This is a genomic window from Aquirufa sp. OSTEICH-129A, from assembly GCF_054558355.1.
The window spans coordinates 1-24494 of record NZ_JBPXKC010000002.1 but is presented as its reverse complement, the minus strand read 5'-3'; the positions used below and the strand labels follow the sequence as shown (position 1 = coordinate 24494).

Genomic DNA, 24494 nt, shown 5'->3' with positions numbered 1-24494 from the left:
TCTTAGAAGTTTAAATTAATGCCTAATGTCACAATTCTTGGAACTGGATATTGATTGGTACTGGAATCAAAGGTGTTCTTTTCTGGATCATAGCCGTCAAAATCATTGTTCACAAGGGTATACATGTTTTGGGCATTGACGTATATATATGCTTTTTTCAAACCATATTTAGTTGAAATTTTTTCGGGTACACTATATCCTAACTGAATATTTTTCAGCTTGACAAAATCTACTTTATTTACCCAAAAAGATGATTGAGAACTATTCCACGAGTTATCAAATCTAGCCATAGGAATATTCGTATTGGTATTGGTTGGAGTCCATGAGTTTAACCACCTTTCCCCAATTACTCTATTTTCATAAGTTAGATTGGTGAAGTTATTTTGATTAAACATATTGACGCCTAGAATTCCCTGCATCAAAATATTCAAATCAAATCCTTTAAACTTAAAGGAAGGGGATATGCCGAAAGTCACCTTAGGAATGGTATTTCCAATTGACTGCTTATCTTCAAAGCCCAATTTGCCATCGTTATTCACATCCTCAAATTTCAAATTACCCGCTTTAGGTTTAAATCCATTAGCAAACATATGCTCCGTTGCTTCTCGATCAGATTGGTAAATACCAACCACTTTATATCCGTACAATTCTCTAAAAGAATATCCTTCTCTTATAAGGTATAATTGATCGGGAGACCTAGAGGTGCCGAATTTAGTAACCATATTATCTATGTAGGTCGCATTTAATCCAATGCTAAAACCTAGTTTATTGGGGTCAGAAACTTGATTGTTATAATTCAAGATAACTTCAACTCCATTATTAGTCATTTCACCTTTATTTTCAAATGGCGAATTCAATCCCCCTAATACCAACGGAATGGGTAATTGAACTAAGATGTCATCTGTTTTCTTTCTGAAATAATCTGCTTCAATCGAAATTTTATTTCTAAAAAATGACATCTCAATACCAAAATCTGTCGTAGCAGTTTTTTCCCAAGTAATGTTTTCATCAATTAAATTGGTGATTGCAGCACCTGGTGCCAACTTGCCCCCATAATTATAACTCAAAGCGTTATTTTGGTTGATGATGGTTAGATAGGGCCAATAATCTGATATGTTTTGGTTACCCAATCTTCCCCAAGAAGCCCTAAGTTTTAAATTGGAAATGACATCTGAATTTTTCAAGAAGTCTTCGTCAGAAACCCTCCAACCTGCTGAAAAACCTGGAAAATATCCCCAGCGATTTCCTTCTTTGAAACGAGAAGAAGCATCTGCTCTAAAATTAGCTTCAAACAAATATTTTTGGTTAAATGCATAGTTTACCCTACCGAAGTATGATAAAATTCGTAATGCATTCATATTTCCTGATCCTTGAATACCTGAGGTCCCAGCATCTACTTGGGTTAAACCCTCCTTGGGTGGACTGCTTCTTCTAGCATATAGAGTTTGAATTTTATTTGATTCTATTTGTGTACCTGCAATAGCTGAAACTTCATGAACTTTATTGAAAGTATTACTATAATTTATAGTCGTAAAAAGATTCGTATTGAATCCAGAAATTGTTCCTCGATTGATTTCTAATCCCTCTCTATTAAAATTTTTGGTGATTGTTTCTATTCCAGCATCTGTGTATCCAAAAACACTCTTATTGTAGCGATCCACTAAATTCCAGGTGCCATTTGCCGCGAAGGTTGTTTTCACAGATAAATGTTTTGTGAAATTCACTTCGGCAGTAGCATTGATTGACAATAAATTCTCCTGAGTCGATGTTTGTCCGTTTGCTGCATCAATTAAAGGATTTCTATTGTCATATAATAAAGCTCCATTCTTATCCGTCGCTTGAACAGAACCAAAACGTCCATCTCTAGTATAGGGAGCAATAAAGGGGGCAGCTCCACTCAACATATCAAAAACACGTCCCAATGAGCCATAGGTGATATCCGCATAAGGCTCTTTGGATAGACGGTTTATGTAACTAACTCGGCCACTAATTTTCAACCAATTATTAATTTTAGAATCGAGGTTTGCTCTCAAACTAAATCGCTGAGAGTTGGTATTGGCAACCATTCCCTCTTGATTTAAATAGTTGAATGATAAAAAAGTGGATGTTTGTGCCGAACCACCGCGAACGGACACATTGTGTTCTTGAATTTTCGCAGGTTTGAATAATTCTGAAAACCAATTGGTGTTAGGATATTTAAAGTTATCTGTCCCAGTCCTGAACGCATTGATTAAATCAGTTGAATATAATGGGCTTGCTCCGTCATTAACTAATGCTCTATTGCTCAATTCCATGTTATCAGCACTATTATTGATAGTCTTATATCGCATACCTAAAGTCTGGACACCCACATAAGAATTGACATTGACTTGCATTTTCTCATTATTTTTGCCCATTTTGGTAGTAATCAAAACAACACCATTAGCAGCTTTTGAACCAAAAATTGCAGCACTAGCTGCATCTTTCAATACAGAAATTGATTCAATATCCGAAGGGTTCAATTGTTCAAATGTGCCTTCCACGCCATCCACAATGATTAAAGGATTGGCGTTATTTAGTGTTCCCCAACCGCGAACTCTAATTTGAGAACCATCACTTCCTGGTTTTCCTGAATTTTGACTTACCCAAACCCCCGAAGCAGTTCCTCCCAATGCTTGCGAAGAATTGGTTAAAGGTCTGTTATTGATTTTTTCATCAAATTTTATAGTTGAAATAGAGCCGGTTAAGTTAACCTTTTGGGTACTTCCATAGCCTACCACTACTACTTCATCTAGGGCTGTCACATCAGGCTTGAGCGAAATCTCAATTTGATTTTTATCCCTAACGCCTATTTCTTGACTAGCATAGCCTACAAATGAAATCAAGAGAACAGCATTTTCATTAGGAACCGAAATGCTAAAATTTCCATTTCCATCCGTTTGAGTACCTTTAGTAGTACCTTTTAGGCTAATGTTTACGCCGGGCATTCCTAGGCCTGTTTCATCTTTGACCTTTCCAGATATGGTTCTCTCATCAACTTGTACAGAATTTTGGGATGAAAGGTGAGAACCACCTTCATTGCTATTTCTAAGAATTATTCGATTTTCTTTAACTAAATATTCAACTGAGATGGGAAGCAATAATTCTTGTAATACTTGGTCGAGTCTTTTTTTAGTCACATTGATATTGACCTTTTGAGACATATTAATATTGCTTGAACTATAAACAAACTTGACATTTGCTTGCTTTTCAATAGTTAAGAGCACTTTTTTTATCTCTGTTTTTTCCATTTGTAGGGAAACAGGTTGGTTTAGCTCAAATTGACTATATGCAGAGTGAGCATAAGAAAAGGTGCAAAAAACCAGACAGAGTACTAGTTGTTGTATTGTGATTTTCATAGTAATCCAAAACAATTTTGGAAACAGGTGGGATTTGTTCATACTTTTACGTAGTTAAGGTTTTACGATCATTAACTAAGTTTTACCAATTTTTTTGGTAGAACCTTTAGGCCGGAGATGCGCCAACATCTTCGGCTTTTTTTATTTACAATTCAGGAGCTATTCATAAATTAATTTGATGTTTAGTTACATGATTTTCCATCAATAAAAATGGTTGAACCTCTTATCTCATATTTGGCATTGATGGAGGAACAAGCAACGTCCAATTGTTTGTATAAATTCAAACCACTTAAATCACCAGTGAAAAGGCATTTTTCAATATCTCGGTTGACAAAAATGATATCAAGCCCATAAAAATATTTGAAGCGATCTCGTAAAATTCCAAATCTAATCTCATCAAACATGAAATCGGATTTTTGGATATTGGAGTGTATTAAGATTGGATTTTCGACAATCGATTCTTGTATAGTTTGGTTTTCAGTATTGTAGATAGCTTTTAGGTTTGGAGTTAAAACAACTCCATTCATTTTTTTTGTTACTCCCTTTTTTGAATTTTCATATACTGAAACCTTTCCACTGACTACGGCTACTTCTATGGATTTATTTTGGTTATCAGAAGCAACTCTAAAGCTTGTGCCTAAAACCTCCGTTACTAAATTACCCATGCGTACTAAAAATGGTTTTTTCTCATTGCGAACAACCTGGAAAAAACCTTTACCTTTTAAAATGACAGTGCGGTTATTTTGACCAAAATCTTCCTGAACAATGATGCTCGAGTTTTTTTCTAACACCACCCTGCTACCATCGGGCAATGTGATATTTTGACTTAAATTTGTGGTATTTCGAGTCTCTAAGGCCCTATTTTCAACAATTTGTGGATTGAATATTCGAGGGTTGTATAAATAAAAGGAAATGCAAGTAATCAGAAATAGACATGCAGCAACGAGTGTTTGGATGGCAGTTTTTGAAATAATGAAAATTCTTTTTTTAGGTATTGAGAATAGCTCTTCATTAAGCTTATTCCACATTCTATTTTCTTCAGATTGTAATTCCTTTTTATTGAAAATGGAACCTATATCTGAATTTTTTTCAAAATTTGATGTAGCAATTTCCTCTAAAAAATGAACTTCTTCGGGGGAACATTGTCCTTTTTCAAACTTATTCAATAAGGTGTCAAATTCTTGCTTAGTCATTTTTTATGATTTAATTGGCGGAGTAAAAATCCTTAAAATTCTCTCTTAGAAATTTCAATGATTTGGTAAGATGATATTCAACTGCTTTTTCAGATAAATCCAATTGAGTTGCAATCTTTTTAATCGGCATTTCCTCTATTTTACTCATTCTAAAAATTAAGGCAGTTTTTTCCGGCATTTTCAATAACAATTCATGAAGTCTTATTTCAAACTCTTTGGAATACATGAACTCATCGGTTGAACTTGTCTCATGTAATTGATTTAACAATTGGAACTCTCTGAATTTCCTCACATTCATTTGATTACGAATGGATCTATTGATCAAATTTCGGCAAGCTATAAACAAGTAAACTTTCAAATTCTCAATATTGCTTTCCTCTCTATTTTTCCATAAACTAAGCATCAAATCATGAAGGATTTCCTCTGCATCTTCCTTAGAACCCAAATTTTGATAAACAAAGCCGTATATATATTTCCAATGTCTTCTATAAATTGTCTCAAACGCAGTATTATCACCCTGCTTTAACAGGTTTAATAATTCATTATCTGATAAATGATTCAAATTCATGGGTTAGCTAGCTAGCATATTTGACCTAAGGTTCCTAAAGAAGCAATAATCCCTAAATACTTTTACATTTTATTTTTAAAAAATATAATTATTTAAGGCATTAAGGTGATTTTTAGTTTTTAAACATCTGAAATTCCCATCATGAAATCATTGGAAAATTTATTATACGTGCTGGAAATGCCGTTTTTAACTTTTAAGGATAGAGTAATTATTAAATAATGGTTGAGGTCAAAATATTATCAATATTTCTTATTCAAATTAGATTTTAGTTTTTTTTCGAATGAAATACTCAATCAATGGAAAATACCTAAAACCAGAATAACATCTTTTTTAAAATATAGATTTACTTGTCCTAGCGATATTTTTAGTTCAATGGGTTTTCACATTACTCCATTCAAAGGAACATGAATTAAATCAAAATATAAGTGCGAAAATCATTCCTTCAATGTTCGCTCCAAGGTGATATATTTATATTATTCCCTCATCCCTAGCTAATCTATTCCTTTGATTTTTATATCTTCCCAATGTAAAATAGGGTTTGGAAGTAATGCTTTTTCTTACCTATTTATTTTTAAATGTATATACCCTATAATGAAAAATACCCGCTATTTTTTCATTTTTACCAAACTGTGTATTGATGTCTAATTTTAAAATTGTTGAAAGTATGAGTGTTAGATACGGTTTATTGATTTCCCTGATGGTGTTTTTTTCCTTCAAGGGCTTTTCTCAAAAATTAGCAGAGCAACCCAATGTCATCTTTATCTATGTCGATGATTTAGGTTATGGAGATTTAGGTAGTTATGGAGCTACAAAAATCAAAACGCCGCACCTAGATATGCTAGCCAAAGGTGGTATTCGTTTTACCAATGCACATGCTACCTCCGCTACCTGCACTCCCTCCCGATATGCTCTCATGACCGGGCAGTACCCTTGGCGAAAATCCGGAACAGGTGTATTGCCAGGAGATGCGGCATTAATCATTCCAACGGATAAAATCACTTTACCTGCCTTATTTCAACAAAAGGGCTATAAAACCGGATTAGTCGGTAAATGGCATCTTGGTCTGGGGAATACCGTTCAAAAAAACTGGAACCAAAAAATAACTCCAGGGCCCAATGAAGTCGGTTTTAATTATTCCTTTATTTTTCCGGCTACCGCTGATCGTGTGCCCACTGTATTTGTAGAAAATAATTACGTGGTGGCCCAGGATCCCAATGATCTCATTGAGGTCAACTACCAAACTAAAATTGGCAACGAACCTACTGGTTTAGAAAATCCGGAATTACTCAAATTGAAATCTTCTCCTAATCACGGCCATAATAATACCATTGTGAATGGGATTGGTCGAATTGGTTATATGAAAGGGGGGCAACTGGCCCGCTGGACAGATGAAGAAATGCCGCTTACTTTTTTAAGTAAAGCCAAGGAATTTATTGAATCAAATAAGTCAAATCCTTTCTTTTTGTTTTATGCCCTAACTGAACCACACGTACCCCGTATGCCTTCCACTATATTTAAAGGGAAAAGTGGCCTAGGATTGAGGGGAGATGCTATTTTGCAACTAGACTGGACTGTGGGTGAAATCATGAATCAATTGCAGCAGCTGGGTATTGCCAAAAATACTCTTATTGTTTTTACCAGTGATAATGGACCCGTCTTGGATGATGGATATCAAGATGGTGCAGTTACGCAACTTAATGGACATACACCTTGGGGCGTCCTTCGTGGTGGGAAATACAGTACCTATGAAGCAGGCACAAGAGTGCCTATGCTGATCCACTGGCCAGGAAAAATTAAACCTCAGGTTTCAGATGCCATGCTTAGTCAGATTGATTTCATAGCTTCTTTTGCACAATTTTTTAATAAAAAATTGCCTTTGAACGAAGCTACTGATAGTGAGAATATGCTGAATGCCTTTTTGGGAAAAAGTAATCAAGGTAGAAAAGTACTCGTGAAACAAGGGATGAATTCCCTAGCCATCGTTCGGGGAGAGTGGAAATATATTGAACCCAATGCCGGTCCCGCCCTAAATAAACTAGTCAATATTGAATTGGGCAATAATCCTTTGCCCCAACTTTACCACTTGACAAGCGACCTGAGTGAAAAAAATAATGTGGCTAGTCAGCATCCTGACTTGGTGAAAGAGTTATCAGACATGTTGCAAAAAATAAAAGATAAGAAGAATTAGTCCTTTTTTAGAGGAGGAAATTTGATGATAGTTTAGCGTATAAGTCTGATTTTAAACACAGTAAGTCAAATAGCTAATACTCCTAATATTTGATATCATTTATAAGAATCTACTGGTTACTAGTTTATTCTATTAAACCCTAACATCCCTTTAAAATGAAGCAATTCAATCCGCTTTTATGCTTGATCATAGCAGTCCTTTTAGGCTCTTGTTCTGCTTCTACTATACCGGAAGGAGCCAAAGCCATCGAGAATTTTGATAAGTCCAAATACCTGGGTACATGGTATGAAGTGGCTCGATTGGATTTTTATTTTGAGAAAAACCTTATCAATACCACAGCTAATTATTCCTTGAACGAAGATGGAAGTATCAAGGTGGTCAACAGGGGATATGAACCCTATAAAAAAATATGGAAAGAGTCGGTTGGGAAAGCTAAGTTCGTTGGCAAAGAAAATATAGGCATGTTGAAAGTCTCTTTTTTCGGTCCATTTTACGGGGGATATAATGTAGTAGCTCTCGACTCCAATTACCAATATGCCATGGTGGCTGGTGAAAAACTTTCCTATTTATGGATTTTATCCAGGAAGAAAACAATCCCCGAACATATCAAAAAAGAATACCTTCAGATAGCTGAGAAGATTGGTTATAAAACCAGTGATTTAATTTGGTTAGATAAGCTTTAACATTTAGGTCAATATTTGCCTTAGCCCTAAATGGTAATTATTTACCATGCATTTTTGAAAAACAATGCATTTATTTATCGCCAGCTTCATTTTTATAATCTTGGCCTGAGCTTAAATAAGAAAACCACCCCCTTGGAGGTGGTTTTCTTTGTTATGGGAAGCATGTTATTCCCCGTTCACCTTTTTAATGAATGAAATGACCCCATTCATATAGATTTTTTGGTCATCCCACATGGCTAAGTGGCTACCGTTTGGACAGTATAAATAAGAGCCATTTTGGACGAGTTTACTTTGTTCTTCCATCGCCTTGGGGTCCATGGTGTCGTATTTTGCACCAATCATCAAGGTCGGAACATTTATTTCTTTTAAGCGATTTTTGATATCCCAAGTAGCCAATAGTCCGCTTATTCCAAATTCACTTGGCCCTTGCATTTGGATATAGATAGAGCTGTTGGTATGTTTTAATGAACGATTTAATGCATCAGGCCATTCCACAAGGCGACAAATATGTTCATGGTAGAAGTTGGGTATAAGTAATTCCATGTAGCGTGGATTATTAAAATCCTTCTTTGCCTCTATCGCCCTTATTTCTGTTAAAACCTTGGGGTCCATTTGTTTGGCCAAAACGGTCTCTGCATATTTTCCATATTCTGGGGCGCTGGCCACCATATTGGAAATTAGAAGACCTTTCAAATGCTTTTGGTATTTCAATGCATATTCCATCCCTAAAATACCACCCCAAGAATTACCTAAAATATAGAAGTTTGACTCATCTGCCCCAATCGCCTTTCGAACTTGCTCCACTTCCTCCACGAAACGCTCTGTTTTCCAAAGAGTAGAATCGGCAGGTTGATCACTGTAATAGGAGCCTAATTGGTCATATTCATAAAACTCAAATCCTTCTCTCTGGAAAAAGGTCTCAAAACATTCCATGTATTCATGCGTCATGGCAGGACCACCGTGTAATAGGAGAATTTTGATCTTAGGATTATTTCCAAATCGTTTTGTCCAGACCTTGAATGTGCCTTTGGGGGTTGAAATGGGAATCATTTTTACTCCAGCTGCTTCTAAACTATCTGGATAGCTAAAGTAATTAGAAAGGTTTTCAGATGATTTGGAACAAGAAATTAGGGACCCCAATAAGAAGATGCAGGATAGATATTTAAGCATGAGTTGATAGATTTAGTGTAGGTAATTTTTATTTTGATGGTGTAAACATAAACTTAGTTTGAGTGTAAATTAATTTTTAGCCTTAAAATTTTTATGTTTCATAAACAGTACGCAAGGTGTTTTTGCCAAAAGAAAGCTCTTTTATAAATAGCATTGTGTCAGTTTATATTTGAATTAAACAAAAAACCTTGGCATGGGTTTTATTCAAATGAAGTTTTGGTTCATTCTTTTCTTGATCTTTTCCAGCTTTTCTTGTCAGAAAATCGTAGAATCTGAAATGGTTTTGCCGAAGACCATTACGGCCAATAAAGATTCGGTGGCTATTTCATGGTTGGCCTTGGGAGATTCCTATACCATAGGGCAAGGTGTCAATCCTTCGGAACGTTTTCCTAAACAAGCACTTGAATTATTGAAATTCAAATTTATTCAAACCAAGCGTTTGACTTACCTAGCAAAAACGGGTTGGACAAGCGCCGATTTGCTTTCATCCATGGCTGAACAAAATTTGGATGGACACAATTTTGTTTCGCTTTTGGTAGGAGTAAATGATCAATACCAGGGAATAGATACGAGCACCTATCGGAAAAATTTTAGCATTATTTTAAAGCGTTCCATTGAATTAGCCAGTGGTGACCAAAGTCGGGTTTTTGTCCTTTCCATACCTGATTATAGTTTTACACCGATTGGTAGACTTTTAGATACCATGAAGATTAGCCGAGAGCTTGATTGGTTCAATGCCATCAATAAGCAAATTGCTCTTCAAAATAAATGCGTCTATTTAGATATCACTGAATTAGGCAGGACTGCCAAAAATGATCCAGCATGGATTGCTAAAGACGGATTACATCCTTCTGGTTTAGCTTATGGAAAATGGGCAGAATTGATTTACAAGAATTATTTAGTGTATTGATTTGCTAAGTCACCCCGCCATGCTGTGAAAGCGGCAATGCCCTTAGGCTTAACAAAATTTTCTGGTAGAAAATCAACTCCTCTAATTAGATTTTCTTCCATGACTAATTCAAGAATCTGACTTGCAATGTGATTGTCGTTTATATCAGCATGATTTAGAAGAATTGTTTGCCCCTTTGTTTATTCTTCATGTCTTGTCTTAGGATGAATGGGAGATTTGAGCAGATTTATCATTCCTTTTTAAATACTACATTTGGGGTCTTTCAGGTTCAAGTCGCCATAATCCACCTCCCCCTTTGGCTAGTCTGATTTTCAATTTATCATCTCCATTGCCAATACCTTTTGTCAGGACATAATCGGAGGCATATCGATGGCTATTGATCCCATCGCTGATACTTGACAATCGGTATTTTTTGAGTTTTAATTGAGATAAATCAATGGATAATTCTCGTTCCTTCCAATTGTTTAATGCTCCTATATACCAAATTCCGTCTTTTAATCTTGCTGTTACAATATATTCGGAGGGTTTACCTTCCAGGACAATTGTTTCATCCCAAGTGGTGGGGATATTGCCAATAAATTTCATTAATTCGGGCTCTTTAAATCCTTGCGAAGGATTACCAACGAAGTATTGAAGTGGACTATCATAAATCAGGTACATAGCCATTTGGTGTGCACGCGTTCCCTGCGACATGGGTCTGTCGGGAATGCTTTGGAAACCATTTTCAGCAGAATTTTCAAGTAATCCTGGTTCATAATCCAATGAACCAGAAAACATCCTGGTAAAGGGTATCGTGAGGTCATGATTGGGGGTGACCAATGGACTCCAACCATTCCATTCAGAACCCATAACGCCCTCTCTTGTGATGGCATTGGGATAGGTGATTTCAAATCCTGCTGGCGCTGGGGCAGAATGTATATTCAACATCAGCTTATATTTAGCACAGGCCTCAGCAATTTTAACATAATAGTTCATGGCTTTTTGATCATTTCGATTGATAAAGTCGATGAGTATAATTTTGACACCCATTGAGGAATATTTTTTCAGTGTTTCTTCCAGATTTTCATTGAGCACCATGGCATTAAACCATAAACCAAGTCCAACGCCATTTTCTTTAGCATAGGCTGCAATGGAATCAATTTGGATGTCTTTATTTAAATTTTTGAGGGAGCCATACAGGTACCAGCCTTCATCAATCATGATGTATTCCAATCCAAACGTCTTAGCGAAATCAACGTAATATTTGTAGGATGCTGTGTTCTTTCCTGCTTTAAAGTCTACATTAAAAAGATTTATATTCACTAGCCATTCATCTGTGATTTGCCCTGGTTTAATCCAGGATAAATCGCCTATTAATGCTGAAGGACGGGCCAGCTTTTGAATAAGGTCTGAGGCAGGTATCTTGGCCGGGTTATCTGTAACCAGGAGTACACGCCATGGAAAGGTTCTTTTTCCTTGGGTGATGGCTATGTAATCGGCAAATTCACTGACATGAACTTGTTTCATATAATTGGTGGAATCTTTTGGAAATTCCTCCTTAAGTGGATAGGCTGAAAAGGTTGTTGAGATTTTATTTTGAGATGTATTTTGCAAAATCATACCCGGATAATCTGTCACATCCGATTCACCTATGGCGATGTATTTTTCGTTGGCAGTCTGGATAAGGGCAGGGGCAAATAGAAAAGATTTATTTTTGATTTCTGAGAGCTTTTTGTTTTGATATTGAGTTTCAAAAGCACTTTCAGAGGGTGCTTTTTTCCCTTTGAAATAGTTGCTGACAAGTAAAATATTTCTTTTTATAAAATTGATAAATCCTGGAGAATCACTGGCATCTTGTTCATATGCGGCATAAAAAAGGCTTACATCACTAACAGGGTTTACTTCAAAAGTTTCGTTGAGCACCTTTAAGTCATGATTGGCCTTGCTTATCCACCTAAAAGCCAATCCTTCGTCATACATCCTAATTTCTAATGCCAATGCTTGTTCAAAGTTGATAAGAATGCCATTATAATGGTCTCTGAAGATTTTACGTTTCGCGGCAATAACAGGTGAAAAGAGCGTATCTACTTTAAAAGCTTTGATATTCTTGATAGTTAATTGATCAAAGGATTGCCCTTCCAGATCCATTGAGAAGCTTGATTTATCTAGTAGCGTGGTATCACGAAAGCTTATATTGTATTGAAGAGAATGCTGATTTTTTTCGTCAAAGAGCTGGAATTTTAATTGTTTATTGGGGGAAAATAGTTCGGTTATTTGATGACTGCTTGGCTTTTGACAAGTATATAACAGGGTAATTAGAATAAAAATGGGGAAAAGGATTATTGGGTATTTTTTTGATTTCGGATGATTTAGGAGCATTATCTAGTTAGAGGAGATTGGACTTTGAAATCAAATTTTATAAGTTCAAAGTAACAGGATTTTAAGATGTATAAATGTAAGATTTTTATCTAAAAATTGGCCTAATATAGGAGTAAAATGAGGGCATAGTTATTGCCACCTAAAGGTATATATGGAAGGCAAAATGGACAAAATATTTCCAAAATTTTATTGGGAGACCCGCATTATTCTCAAGATTTAGCCGCTGGAAATAGGATTTCATTTTAAGAGAAAGATGACCATTTAATCATCATTTTAAGCCCCTTTGTCATGGAAATGAGGTAGTCAATCTCAATTTCATTCTATTGCCATATGTTCTCATTATATTTCAATAAAATCTGTTCAATTTAAAACCATTGTCAATGAAAAAATCCTTATTATCCATGATTACCGCATTTTTGGTAATTATTTCAATTCAAACTTTTGCTCAAGAGGTTGGGCAAGTGGAGCGATTGGTTTCACCTGAAATATCTTCCACGAACGATGTTATTTTCCGTTTAAAGGCGCCTTTGGCAACATCTGTTAAATTATCTGGAAACTGGATGCCCATGGTACCAAATGCCAATGGACAAGGAGCTAGCAGAAAATTAGTTGAAATGGAAAAAGGCAGCAATGGAATTTGGACCACAAAGGTTCAGGCCTTAGAGCCAGAGTTATATGGGTATACGTTTATTGTGGATGGAGTAACAACCTTAGACCCGGCCAATTTAAAGGTAGCTAGAGATGGCACCTTCCGTACAGAAAGTTTATTATACATTCCAGGAAAAGCATCTGATTTGTATTGGGCAAAAACAGGTCCTAAGGGAAGTGTTCGCCAAATTTGGTATGAATCTAAGTCCTTGAATTTGACACGTAGAATGCAGGTATATACTCCTCCAGGGTATGATGATACCAAAGACACTTACCCTGTACTGTATTTATTGCATGGTGGTGGGGGAGATGAGGAGGCTTGGCCGACCTTGGGTGTAGCTCCCAATATTTTAGATAATTTAATTAATTCCGGAAAAGCCAAGCCAATGATTGTGGTGATTACCAACGGTAATCCTAACCAGGCAGCAGCTAATGTAGTTAGTCCAGTGATTCCGACTTCAGATTTGCCTGTAGGAGGAATGGGAAGTATGTTGTTTGAAAAAAGTTTAGTGGCTGATGTAATTCCTTACATAGAAAATCATTTTCGGGTAAAGAAAAACAAGGAAAGTAGAGCATTGACTGGGCTTAGTATGGGAGGTTTACAAACCATCAATACCACTTTCGAGAACCCTAATTTATTTAATTATATCGGGGTAATGAGTATGGGATTTGCGGATATGAGTAGATTTGGCGTGAAGGTAGATGTGTCTAAAAGAGATCAACAAATTGAGGATTTAAAAAAGGCCAACCCAAAATTATACTGGATTGCCTGCGGTAAAGAAGACTTTTTGATAGAGAGTGTGGTTACGATGCGCAATACATTGGATAAGCACCAATTTAAATACGTGTACCGTGAAAGCGGCGGTGGCCATACATGGACTAATTGGCGTGTTTATTTATCGGAATTTGCGCAAATGATATTTAAATAAGCCTTCGCTCCAGGGTAGACGCAAGCTAATTTTTCCTTAGTTCTATCGGAGGTATAAAAGACAAATCACATTTTATAATTTCAACCATAAAACCGCCTCTAAAGGGTGGTTTTATGGTTTTTAAGGGAAAAAATGGAGCAAGCCTGACCTACCTTGAAAAGATAATAACCCACGATTGTCATTGCATTCGTTTTTGGCTATTTCAAATATTTTCTGGCCCTAGTTTAAAGTCCATTGGTTTTTGATCGAATGTCAATAGAATAAAATTATCAAGGATTTAGTTAAACAAACATTTTGAGAATTTTGATGCAATCTACGTTTGTTTAAAAATGAATGTTGTGCTAGTTTATTTGCTAATGTATCTTAATGGTGAAACTGACTTTGTTTATTTTTAAATGATTTTTTGTTAACTATTATAAATAGTGGAAACCTAGGTCAAATACCGTTGGTTGAACAAATAATTATTATATTTGGTTGAATTGTTAAATTTGTTCGTCATGAAAAATAGAATATTTAGAAAAGATGTAGCCCAAACAAATCTCTTGGTTAAGGTTGGGAAAACATGTGGAAAAAATGCTGTTCGACGTTCCAAGGCAATGGATTTAGTAGTTACCTATATTGAAAAGGGTGTAGTTTATGAAGAACTGCCGAATGGATCAAAAATTAAGATTGGTTTGGTAGATAGAAATCCTACTAAACTTTCCTTGAAAAAGGGGATGGTTTTACATGGCAAGTAAAAAGAGAGTTCGGATTTTTGCGGGTCCTAATGGATCAGGGAAGAGTAGCTTATTCCGAGGAATTCAACAAGAAATTAAGGAAAAGGCAGGCATTTTCATAAATGCGGACGAAATTGAATCTAGGTTAAATCAATCATCACTTATCGATTTACAATTACTAGGGTTAAATGCAACTCAAGAGACATTAGAAGAATTTACCTCTTCTCACGATGCTCAATCTTTGGTTGCAAAAGCCACGGCTTCGGGCCACAATATCGATTTACAAATCAAGGAAAATTGTTTAGTTGATTATTCGAAAGGCTCACATAGTTATGAAGGTTCGTTCATAGCATCGTTCATTCGTCATCTTTTGGTAAAACAAAATAAATCATTCAGCTTTGAAACGGTGATGAGCCATCCCTCAAAAATTTCAGAGATTGTTGAAATGAAGCGAAATGGATATAACCCATACCTTTATTTTGTTTGCATAGATAAACCAGAAGTCAATATATCAAGGATATCCAATCGAGTTGTATTAGGTGAACATGATGTTCCGAAAGATAAAGTAATTCAACGCTATCAAAGAAGTCTGGAATTACTTCACAAAATATTGCCATTATGTTATCGAGCCTATTTGTTTGACAATTCTGGGAAAGAATTCGAGCTAATTGCTGAGTTTTATAAAGGGGATCTAGAGATAAAGACGGATCATTTACCTAGCTGGTTTATTCAATATGTATTGCCTTACTACGAGTAGGAATTATTTGGTCAGATTTTTTCTTTAACCCTAAATAGTCAGTTAATTAGGGACACTTCCACTTCGAGTTGGATGATATTTTTTATTCTGTTTGTTTTATTCTAAATGAAATTTATATCATTTATTTAGTTGTTAATTAATATCAATTGCTTCTTTTCATTGTCAATAATTACCTTTCCAAATCGACTTAGGAAATTTTGACCTAAAAGTAAACTTGCATTCGGATTTTCAGAAAAGGACCCTTTTACATTTTCCAAGGTTAATCCACCAATTTCTACCTTTTTAAATAGTATGGTGCGAGAAGTATGGCTATCGCCTGTTGCCAAACTGTATATATCTTTCCCTATAATATCTTGGTTACTAATGTATTTGTTTTTAATCATGAAATCGAACTCCGTTTGAGATAGTGATATATTACTTGCTCCAGTATCAAGTATCATCTCTAATGTCATTCCATTGATTTTAATGATAACTTTCATTAGTCCTCCACCAGTAGATTTAAATGGTATCCGATACGTACCTACGACTTTTTTGCTTCTTTTTTTAAAATCAATATACTTTGACTCCTGAATTTTAGCTATTTCAATTTTTGATTTCCACCTTTTAATGAGAGAAATAAATAATGGAAGTCTGCGGATATTAACAAGATCAGAATCAGTTGAAATAAGTTCAAATTGTCTAAATCCTTTTTGAAAGGCCGTATCTAAAAAGGCTAAGGCCAAATTTTGTTTGTTCATTAAGGAATAAAGACACGCTGCATCATAATAATTTTCATCTTCAGGAAATTGTTGAATTATTTTCTTCATCCAATCCTCAGCCTTATCAAACATCCCAAGCTCGAAATATCCATAATGCTTGATACTACTATTAGTTTCTATTAGTGAATCTAGTTCAATTACTTTTTGGAAATCTAATTGTGCTTTTTTAGCGTCTTTTTGATGTGATAAATAATATCTTCCTCGATGTAGATAACACGATATACAATTACTATCAATTTTAAGCCCTGAATTAAAATCCTGTAAAGCTTCTGTTGGATTGTTTAAAAATTTATATTTTAAAAGCCCTCTTTGGTCATAGTAGGAAGCTTCCTCTGGGTTAATTTCTATTGCTCTGTTTAAATCTGCCAAAGCTTTGGAATATTGCCCAGTGAGTTGATAAGCATAACTTCTGTTACTATAATCATTTGAATAGCTTGAATCCATGGATATCAATTTAGTCAAATCCTTAATTGATTTATCCAGCAATCCCATATGACCAAATAAAATGGCTCGGTCTTGTAAATAAAAATTGACGTAATTATCAGGTGTATTTTCAAATATGACATCCAAATCTCCCAGGGCATTTTTAAAATCTTTTTTGTTTTGGAATAGCTTGGAACGAACATACCTTAAATCGTCTTTACGAGGATATTCTTTGATTAAGGTTGAAATTTTTGAAATCGCTAGGGGATAATTTTTCCCGCCTAGTTGAATGAAATTTTCTTGAAATGTAGAATTGTCTTCCTCCAAACTAAATGCCTCAAATGCATCTATGATGGCTAAATCGAAATTTTCAAGCTTGGAGTACACTTTTGATCTTTCTAAATAAGCTTGTGCTGTGGACTCAATTCCCAACACATGATTTAAAATGGTTAATGCGTCGTTTAACTTATTTTGTTTGAAGTAAATACTAGCTAATAATATTCGAGCTGGAGAATTTGCCTCATCAATTTCAGTGATTTTCAATATATCAGAAATTGCCAAATCATATTGTTTTCGTTCCTCATATTTAATGGCTCTTTCATAAAAAATATCAATGTCAAAAGGTTTAATTGAAAGTGCATTGGCATAGGAGGATTCGAATTGACTAAATTCTTTATTATGGTAGTGAATATCTCCCTTAAGCTTCCATGATAATGCTAATAAACTATCTTCTGTAAATAAATTGTTTATTGCCAAATTAACTTGTGATAATGCTTGAATGTAGTTCTCCTTCTTAACATGTGCTAATGATAAGTAATAATAAGCTTTCCCTTCTTTAGGGTGTTTGATAATTTCCTTTTCGAGGAATTCTAAGGCTTCGTCGTACTTATTCTCATGGTAATGGTTGATTCCTGATTGGAGATTATAGGATTGAGATAAAGTGTTAAATCCTACAACTAGGAAAATAAATAGAAAGGTGTATTTCATAAAGGGCTTTTAAATGGATTTAAATTATTCTAGAGTAGGGAAGTAATCCTCGTAACGTGATCTTAGAATATAATAAAACAAATTATCCCTTAGGTGGTACATTGATTCTTCTTCTTTAAATGATAGGAATTCATCCCAGCTTATATCCATGTATTGTTTTAATAGATAGGCATATTGCTCACCATATAATTTCGAAAACTCAAAGATTTTAGCCATATCATCATTATGAATATGAATGCCTAAGTGGCTAATTCGGTAGTAATCTGGGTTGTTGCAATCACAATCAGTATTGAAATTAAGATGATAGGCAATAGTCTCATTCAGATCTTGATAGGCAAATAACCAATTGGTTAAATTTCGTTCGATACTCATGTCAAACTTACTGTAGTCATCCAAGGCAAAAAAAGCATCTCTGTGGTTTTTGTCTAAAAACTGATAAGCAGTTATCAATGCATCAAATAGGTACATGAACTCATCATATCCCTCAAATTGGGTTATGTGTTTGTCAACCTCATTGAATAGCTCATCGTATTTTTCCAGAATCAATTTCAACTCATTTTTTCGATAGTTTAAAACATCCCCGGTAAGAATTTCAGCACAAGCATCATTGCAGCGATTCAACAGTTGGGTATATTCTTCTGAGGGGATAAAATCCTTTTTTGTATCCAAACCAGGCAGGGGTTCAAATGGATCTTCCAATCGATTAAATTCTTTTTCATTCATTTCGAATTATTTGAGTAATAGTAAATTCAATTTTAAATTCCTGGGGTTTTAATGAATGAATTCTAAATTCCATGAAATAAGATGCCGATTTTAATTTTGTAAATGAAAACTATTATTTTTTACTAAATAGACTAAAAATGAAAATCACCACAAAAGCCGCTATTGACATGAAAAACACATACAAAATTCCATGGACAATCAATGTTAAAATAAACTTGATTATAAAATAAGCTACAGGGATAAAAAGAATAATAACTAATATACCAATCAAAGCACCGATTATATTTTTCATTTAATTGGCTTTTAGAATACTATTCTTAACAGATGTGAACATCATGATTCGGTCCTTGAAAAATGTTAATTCATTTTTAGTTCTACTTATTGTTATGGTCATATTATCAATATTGGCACCATAAATCCTATCTCTTTTGGCTAAAGGGAAGGGGAGAGAAGCGTTTACTAAATCAAGAGTTGATTTAGGGACATCAATGTCGTTAGATTCTGGAATCAAGTTATAAATGGTCATTACAATCATTCCGTTTTTTACACCAATCACGATGTCACCTATTTTTCGATTGAAATAATACGTATCTGAAATAATGCCAACATATTTATAAGTTGATACATTCGTTTTTGAAGAAATCCCCAATAATTTAAATTCTTTAGAATTTCCATTGAATTGATCTCCTAAATAAAATTTCTGGGAATAGGATGTAAAGGTCACGAATAGGGCCAAGATCATTAATCGGGTTCTATCTCTCATATGAATTTGTTTTATTTTTGCTATCACTTCTTATTAATAAGTAACCAGGTAAAAAAGTCAATAAACTAACCCCAAATAGTGCTCCCATTGTTTCTGCAAAATCTCTTCCCAAATTGGGATAGCGGCTTAGTGATACAAGTCCAAGGATAATTAATCCAAATCCAATGAATGTTTTCATGTTTTTAAAATTTAAATGATAGTATAATAGTTAATATAGAAGAACCTCAAAAGTAACCATGGGGTCTTACTTATTTTTTAAATTCAATAATTTGAAAGTATTTAACATAATTGCATATGCTGGACTAGTCTCGTCTAGATAGGTTTCAATAGAACATGCATCAATAGTTAAAACCTTATTACCATAGCTATAGATAAATTGTTTATGATACAATTGCAATCCATTTTGAAATGGAGTAAGTAAGTGGATGAAATAAAACTCTTTTGAATCTAAGGGAAAAGACCCCCTTTTTAGAATTTTAGTCGTGCCATATATTGCATTTAATTGTTCTTCAAATTCATAATTAGAAAAGTCCTCCATTTGTTGTTTCGCGGTCAATTTAGTGGCAGTATGGAAAGTTTTGATCGAAACTATAAAGGAGTTCCCCTGATCGTCTACAATCTTAGCGTCCACTTCAGGAGTATAAATTTTTTCTTTTATGTACCACCCATCAGGGATTACGAAGGAATAATTATATTTATTACTTACGAACTTTGTTTGAGAATAACTGTTAAATGAAAGGAATAACAGTATAATTAATAGCTTTTTCATATTATTGTATTACATATTTTCAAGGTTTTTTCTAACAGTTTCTAGGTAAGTTTCATTTAGAATAAAATTGCCCTCGGAATCTTTTACGTAGATATCTACATCTTCTACATAAATCTTTTTGCATTTTAGTTGTACATTTTTTTGATTCAGGATAGGCAGATTTACTATTTTAGCACTTGAGAAGAATGGAATTGCAATAGATCCTTTTTTGTTAAATTCTACTTCTTTTACATATTCAACGTCTTTATAAAAAAGGGTGCCAAATACATATTGATTATAATTTATCCGAAATGTATTGGTAACATAACCACTCCATGTTTTGGAATATCCAATGCTCAGTTTTACGATGTTGTTTGGTAATATTTCGTATGAAGTTAAATGTAAATTAGCTGGTTGAAGTAAATATGGATTTCTTGGGCAATTGGCGTCTGATTTTTTTAGATCATAAAATTTCAAAAGCATTTCCTTTTCTTCTTTTTCTAATCTAGCTAAGAATCTTTCGTCTGCAGCGGTGTTTTGATATTCTATTTTTTAGTTGTGAGGTTGAATAAATTTTCTTTCTATACTGGTTAATACTTAAATCTTGAAAAGGTAACCCTAGTTTTTATTTTTTATATTCCAACCTCTAAATAGTCTTCATAGCAAACAGAACAAGGTTTAAAGTTTAATCGCTCTAAAAGCTTGCCATCAAAAGAAAGCTCTGAATTGTATTTTACACGATAATAGTGAATGAGCAATTCTTTGATTGGTTTTTTGAATTTAAGTTCATATTCAATCAGAAATGCTCTTAATTCATCATCTGATAATTCAGTGTCATTCATTATTTCTAAACTGCTTTTTTTATAGGCGAGGAAGGTTAGTTTTTGGAATCTCCTGATGATATGTTGACGATCTTTATGTTGATTAAAATATTGGCCAGCCGCACTTATAATTTTGTCTATTTCATTTTCTAATTTTGCTAGATCTAAGTTTTTCACAGAATCAATTCCAGTATTTTCTTTTTCTACTTCCTTTAGATTTCTTTGAATGTTCCACCTAATGTCAAGTTGTCTTAAAAACTCCTTTGTGTCCAATAGGAACAAATTATAATGTTCCTTGAACCACTTTCTGAAAATAGCAACTTGTTTTTCTATGAGAATAAGAATTTCAGCTTCACTTTTACCTTCTTCCTCGGCTTTTTGTCTTACTCTCTCTTTGATTTCTGAAGGTATTTCAAAATTTTTATAACTGGATTGCAAGCGTGGACAATTGTCCTTATCATGATAACATGGAGGTTGTAAACTTTCATATACGTATTGAAAAGTATCCTTTTTAACAATGGGTTTATAGATTTCAAAGGCAAATTTTTCAGGATCTTTCAACAAGGTTTGCATGGATTTCAAGTAGGTTATTTCATTTTTATTTAAAAAGTAAATCGGTTTTTTATAAACCTCTCCTTCAATTTCTCCAACTTCTTTCAGGTTGATTAAACCGATCATTTTTTTTGAGTTTGCATTTGTTATATAAGCCATAATTTTATTGTTTAAATTTTAGGAAATAGCTCTTAAACAGAGTTTAAGAGCTATTTAGTACATACACAATCAAACAAAATCAGTAATTAACGGAACTATTAATCGTTGTTTAATAGTTAATAGCGAAACATGGAAAAGGTAACCCTTGAGTGGGTTATTTTTTTAGAAAAAGGCTTATTCTGAAGGTGGATTTGATTTAAACTCCTATCGAAATAGAAAATTGGGGGATTAGCGGAAGCTGGTTCCAATAGCAATAGAGGGTGATCGATGCTAAGAAAAACTTAATGCTATATTATGTTAAAAAAGATCCTTGAGGGCTAAATTAGTATTTGTAAGTGCTTATGAAAACCATATATTTGGCTTCGAACAATTAAATTGACTTTTATGAAATCTAATTTTAATCTTACCATTATTTATAATGAACAACCCACGGAAATAAATGTACAAATACTTTCAAATGAATTCCCTAGAATAATTTATGTGGTTAAATTGAAGAACCCCAAATCAGTTAAACATTTTGAAAATATTAAACAATTCAATTTTCATATTAATTCAGAAATTGTTGATAAAAATAAATTGGAAATTAGAAATTTCGTTGTTTATGATTATAAGATATCAGGAAATGAGATAAAGGACGTAAATTTTGAATTTACTGTATGGAATAGTTTACTGTTTAATAAGATGTAGTTTTAGAGTTGTTTACTCCAACAATACAAACCCTGCCCAATAATATGGGGTGTATTTTAGTCTCATTTTAGCCTGTGCGGATTGGAAAGCCTCATGAATGGTTTTACCGGCAAAGCATTCTTCATAAAATATTTCAAAAAGTTCCGCAGTTTGAGTATCTGGAACTTTCCACAAACTCATAATGATATTTTTTACTCCCGCCATTTTGAATGCTCGTTGAAGACCAAAAACGCCTTCACTTCCTTTAATCTCACCAAGTCCAGTTTCACATGCACTTAAAACTACCAATTGGCATGCGCTTAAATCTAAGTTAGAAATTTCACTGGCAGTTAAAATACCGTCTTCTGATGCTATATTTTCATTTACTTTTCCCCAATATTTATTTGCCCCCGAAAATAATAACCCTGAACGCATCATTGGATCATCTGAGGCCTTATAAATTTTTGACTTCCCTTCTAATCCAAATATATCCAAATCATTTTCTTTCACTGGATCAGGAAAAAAGAAACCATGTGTTGCTAAGTGCAATAAAAAAGGGGCAGTTCTCCCATCTAATTTTTTGATGCTTTCTTCTGTAGCATTTCTATCGTCTAAAATGCTTGTTTTAAAACCATTTTTGGTACCCTTTGATTGGATAGCGGTCACTTCCTTTTGCGAACCTATTAAATAGCCAAATGAATTAATTCCACTTCTCGTTTGAATGTCTATTAATTCATTCATTTGCTGAGTTTTCGATGTGTCTGTCAGGGAGGTTATATTTGTTTTATCATAATTAATACCCCCATATAATAGTAGTTCTAGCTTAGTGTTTTGTTCCAATTTTGCTGGTTTAAAATCAACAATTTCTGCAGGAGAACTTATAATATGTACTTTGTATTTTTCACCTAACAGTAAATTACCCTCAATAGGCAATGCGGCAAAATTAATTTGATGAGATAACCCTGATGGAGATATATAAATAGTATTGATTCCGTTTGTACAAACCCCTTATTACTTGGACACATTTGTAGAAACAGTTGTGTAATAATTGCTTGTTTTTTCGTTCAAATTTTGTTTAAGGTATTGATAATCTTGGTTTAAAACATCACTAGTTTCGTGTTGGTTTTTGTACAAATTTTGTTCGACACGTTTTTGGTTTGTGATGTGGATATGCTGATCCCATTTTTCGCTCGGGGTCATTTTGATTGCTTTATGGAACCTGCGGGTGTTGTACCAGATCGTGTGAGCGAATATAGTTTGTTTGGCATCATAGTATCCCGTGAACTCGTAACGGTCGATTACTTCTCGTTGAATGATGGAGTGAAAGGCTTCGATGTAGGAATTTTCTTCAGGCGTTGCAATGTGTGTAAACTCTTGATTGGCTTCAGCTGTACGGAGAAATTGCTTGACGTTATTTGCTATAAATTGTGACCCATTATCATTTCTAATGGTTACTCCTTTGATTCCGTATTCGTTGTTTATTCGTCTAAAGGCATTGATTACATCCATTTGTTTGATGCTTTTTTGAAAAATCTGATCTACGATTTTGCGAGAAAAAACATCGATGATGGTCAAGAGGTAAAAATTCCTTTTTTCACCGTGTACATAGACATACTTGATGTCCAAGCATAAGTATTCCATCGGGTAGTAAGCCTTAATTTTACGATGTTGGACAAATTTACGTCTGCCGCTCGTTCGTATCACTTTCCCTAAAAGAAGGTTGTGTTCATCCATTAAACGGTAAACTTTCTTCTTGTTAATGTAATAGTCAAGTTTGCGTAATTCCCCTGTTATGTTTTCATAACCATAGCAACAAAACTCTTGGGAGAGAATGTCTTTTATTTGCTCGATAACGACTTGGTTTTCGACCAAATCTCCATCTTGTTTCCAAGTGTGAGAACTCGCTTTAACGCCCGGTTTTCCGCCTGTAGACTTGTAATAGTAGACGCTGGAAGGAAGATTCGACCAAGATAAAAGCATCCGTGTGGGAGCCTGCTGATTGTATTGTAAAACAATCATCTTCTTGTCTTGATTAGCACAGGGCTTTTTTTTAGAAGCTCTGATTTAAATTCAATTTCCAAAGCTTGTCTGGCGATGATTCTTTTTAAGCGTTCATTTTCTTCTTCTAAAGCTCTCAGCTCAGGATCTACTCGCTTGTAAGCAGGCTTTAGCCCTTCTACTCCTTTGGAAAGGTATTTATTCTTCCACTTAGCATACAGACTAGGTGCTAAATTATACTTCCGGCAAGTAACCGTACTTCCCTCTCTTTGACCTTCTTGAATAATAGCTAGACGGTCTTCTGGACTGAATACTCTTCTTTCTCTTTTCATTTTCCCTAATTTAATTGGTTCTAAACTCTTTTTAAAATTTAGTCCAGTCTATTAGGGGGTTAGTACA

General features: G+C 34.3%; 22 protein-coding genes. 6 read left to right on the top strand and 16 right to left on the bottom strand.

Features of this window, described 5'->3' with window-relative positions; translation table 11 throughout:
* Positions 1-2: 2 nt before the first annotated feature.
* The 3 genes from SKC36_RS04075 to SKC36_RS04065 all read right to left on the bottom strand — a co-directional run bounded on the left by SKC36_RS04075 (position 3) and on the right by SKC36_RS04065 (position 5138).
* Positions 3-3269 carry a TonB-dependent receptor gene (locus SKC36_RS04075; RefSeq protein WP_459464781.1) on the bottom strand — a complete coding sequence of 1089 codons (3267 nt, stop codon included), beginning with the start codon at positions 3267-3269 and terminating at the stop codon, positions 3-5.
* Between the two features lie 290 nt (positions 3270-3559).
* Positions 3560-4570 (bottom strand): FecR family protein, encoded by a 1011-nt coding sequence (locus SKC36_RS04070; RefSeq protein ID WP_459464779.1) that lies wholly within the window; start codon positions 4568-4570, stop codon positions 3560-3562.
* Between the two features lie 10 nt (positions 4571-4580).
* The gene (locus tag SKC36_RS04065; protein WP_459454487.1) at positions 4581-5138 is read right to left on the bottom strand and encodes an RNA polymerase sigma factor; all 558 of its coding nucleotides are present in this window, start codon (positions 5136-5138) and stop codon (positions 4581-4583) included.
* A 664-nt stretch (positions 5139-5802) separates the two neighbouring features.
* Here SKC36_RS04065 and SKC36_RS04060 point away from each other — a divergent pair.
* Together SKC36_RS04060 and SKC36_RS04055 are read left to right on the top strand one after the other, a co-directional pair.
* Positions 5803-7326 (top strand): sulfatase family protein, encoded by a 1524-nt coding sequence (locus SKC36_RS04060; RefSeq protein WP_459464777.1) that lies wholly within the window; start codon positions 5803-5805, stop codon positions 7324-7326.
* Positions 7327-7481: 155 nt separating this feature from the next.
* Positions 7482-8009: a lipocalin family protein gene (locus SKC36_RS04055; RefSeq protein ID WP_459464775.1), complete on the top strand. Its 528-nt coding sequence runs from the start codon at positions 7482-7484 to the stop codon at positions 8007-8009.
* 165 nt (positions 8010-8174) lie between these two features.
* Here SKC36_RS04055 and SKC36_RS04050 read toward each other — a convergent pair whose 3' ends face one another.
* Positions 8175-9179 carry a proline iminopeptidase-family hydrolase gene (locus SKC36_RS04050; protein ID WP_459464773.1) on the bottom strand — a complete coding sequence of 335 codons (1005 nt, stop codon included), beginning with the start codon at positions 9177-9179 and terminating at the stop codon, positions 8175-8177.
* 193 nt (positions 9180-9372) lie between these two features.
* Here SKC36_RS04050 and SKC36_RS04045 point away from each other — a divergent pair, with 193 nt between their 5' ends.
* On the top strand, positions 9373-10089 hold the full coding sequence (locus SKC36_RS04045; RefSeq protein ID WP_459464771.1) for an SGNH/GDSL hydrolase family protein: 717 nt from the start codon (positions 9373-9375) through the stop codon (positions 10087-10089).
* Positions 10090-10335: 246 nt separating this feature from the next.
* On the opposite strand, the gene SKC36_RS04040 is transcribed toward SKC36_RS04045, so the two are convergent.
* The gene (locus tag SKC36_RS04040; RefSeq protein WP_459464769.1) at positions 10336-12447 is read right to left on the bottom strand and encodes a glycoside hydrolase family 97 protein; all 2112 of its coding nucleotides are present in this window, start codon (positions 12445-12447) and stop codon (positions 10336-10338) included.
* Positions 12448-12827: 380 nt separating this feature from the next.
* Here SKC36_RS04040 and SKC36_RS04035 point away from each other — a divergent pair, with 380 nt between their 5' ends.
* From SKC36_RS04035 to SKC36_RS04025, 3 genes are all read left to right on the top strand, one after another.
* Complete coding sequence (locus tag SKC36_RS04035) at positions 12828-14024, top strand: esterase (RefSeq protein WP_459464767.1); 1197 nt, start codon at positions 12828-12830, stop codon at positions 14022-14024.
* 497 nt (positions 14025-14521) lie between these two features.
* The gene (locus SKC36_RS04030) at positions 14522-14761 is read left to right on the top strand and encodes a hypothetical protein (RefSeq protein WP_459454494.1); all 240 of its coding nucleotides are present in this window, start codon (positions 14522-14524) and stop codon (positions 14759-14761) included.
* Positions 14751-15497, top strand: coding sequence for a hypothetical protein (locus SKC36_RS04025; RefSeq protein ID WP_459454495.1), 747 nt, complete (start codon positions 14751-14753; stop codon positions 15495-15497). The genes SKC36_RS04030 and SKC36_RS04025 overlap by 11 nt, the downstream gene beginning before the upstream one ends.
* A gap of 125 nt (positions 15498-15622) precedes the next feature.
* Here the strand turns inward: SKC36_RS04025 and SKC36_RS04020 are convergent, their stop codons facing one another.
* The 11 genes from SKC36_RS04020 to SKC36_RS03970 all read right to left on the bottom strand — a co-directional run bounded on the left by SKC36_RS04020 (position 15623) and on the right by SKC36_RS03970 (position 24427).
* Positions 15623-17665 carry a tetratricopeptide repeat protein gene (locus SKC36_RS04020; protein WP_459464765.1) on the bottom strand — a complete coding sequence of 681 codons (2043 nt, stop codon included), beginning with the start codon at positions 17663-17665 and terminating at the stop codon, positions 15623-15625.
* 24 nt (positions 17666-17689) lie between these two features.
* Positions 17690-18388, bottom strand: a complete 699-nt coding sequence (locus tag SKC36_RS04015; protein ID WP_459464763.1) for a hypothetical protein — start codon at positions 18386-18388, stop codon at positions 17690-17692.
* A 112-nt stretch (positions 18389-18500) separates the two neighbouring features.
* Positions 18501-18680: a hypothetical protein gene (locus SKC36_RS04010; RefSeq protein WP_459464761.1), complete on the bottom strand. Its 180-nt coding sequence runs from the start codon at positions 18678-18680 to the stop codon at positions 18501-18503.
* Positions 18681-19151, bottom strand: coding sequence for a hypothetical protein (locus SKC36_RS04005; RefSeq protein ID WP_459464759.1), 471 nt, complete (start codon positions 19149-19151; stop codon positions 18681-18683).
* Positions 19141-19329, bottom strand: a complete 189-nt coding sequence (locus SKC36_RS04000) for a hypothetical protein (RefSeq protein ID WP_459464757.1) — start codon at positions 19327-19329, stop codon at positions 19141-19143. The genes SKC36_RS04005 and SKC36_RS04000 overlap by 11 nt, the downstream gene beginning before the upstream one ends.
* A 66-nt stretch (positions 19330-19395) precedes the next feature.
* Positions 19396-19920 (bottom strand): hypothetical protein, encoded by a 525-nt coding sequence (locus SKC36_RS03995; protein ID WP_459464755.1) that lies wholly within the window; start codon positions 19918-19920, stop codon positions 19396-19398.
* A 9-nt stretch (positions 19921-19929) separates the two neighbouring features.
* A complete protein-coding gene (locus SKC36_RS03990; RefSeq protein WP_459464753.1) occupies positions 19930-20382 on the bottom strand; it encodes a hypothetical protein in 453 nt (150 codons plus the stop codon).
* Positions 20383-20531: 149 nt separating this feature from the next.
* On the bottom strand, positions 20532-21431 hold the full coding sequence (locus tag SKC36_RS03985) for a hypothetical protein (protein WP_459464751.1): 900 nt from the start codon (positions 21429-21431) through the stop codon (positions 20532-20534).
* A 699-nt stretch (positions 21432-22130) separates the two neighbouring features.
* Positions 22131-23078, bottom strand: coding sequence for a CHAT domain-containing protein (locus SKC36_RS03980; RefSeq protein WP_459465261.1), 948 nt, complete (start codon positions 23076-23078; stop codon positions 22131-22133).
* A 30-nt stretch (positions 23079-23108) separates the two neighbouring features.
* Positions 23109-24077 carry a transposase gene (locus SKC36_RS03975; protein WP_459464749.1) on the bottom strand — a complete coding sequence of 323 codons (969 nt, stop codon included), beginning with the start codon at positions 24075-24077 and terminating at the stop codon, positions 23109-23111.
* Between the two features lie 35 nt (positions 24078-24112).
* A complete protein-coding gene (locus tag SKC36_RS03970) occupies positions 24113-24427 on the bottom strand; it encodes a transposase (protein WP_166373554.1) in 315 nt (104 codons plus the stop codon).
* Positions 24428-24494: the final 67 nt, after the last annotated feature.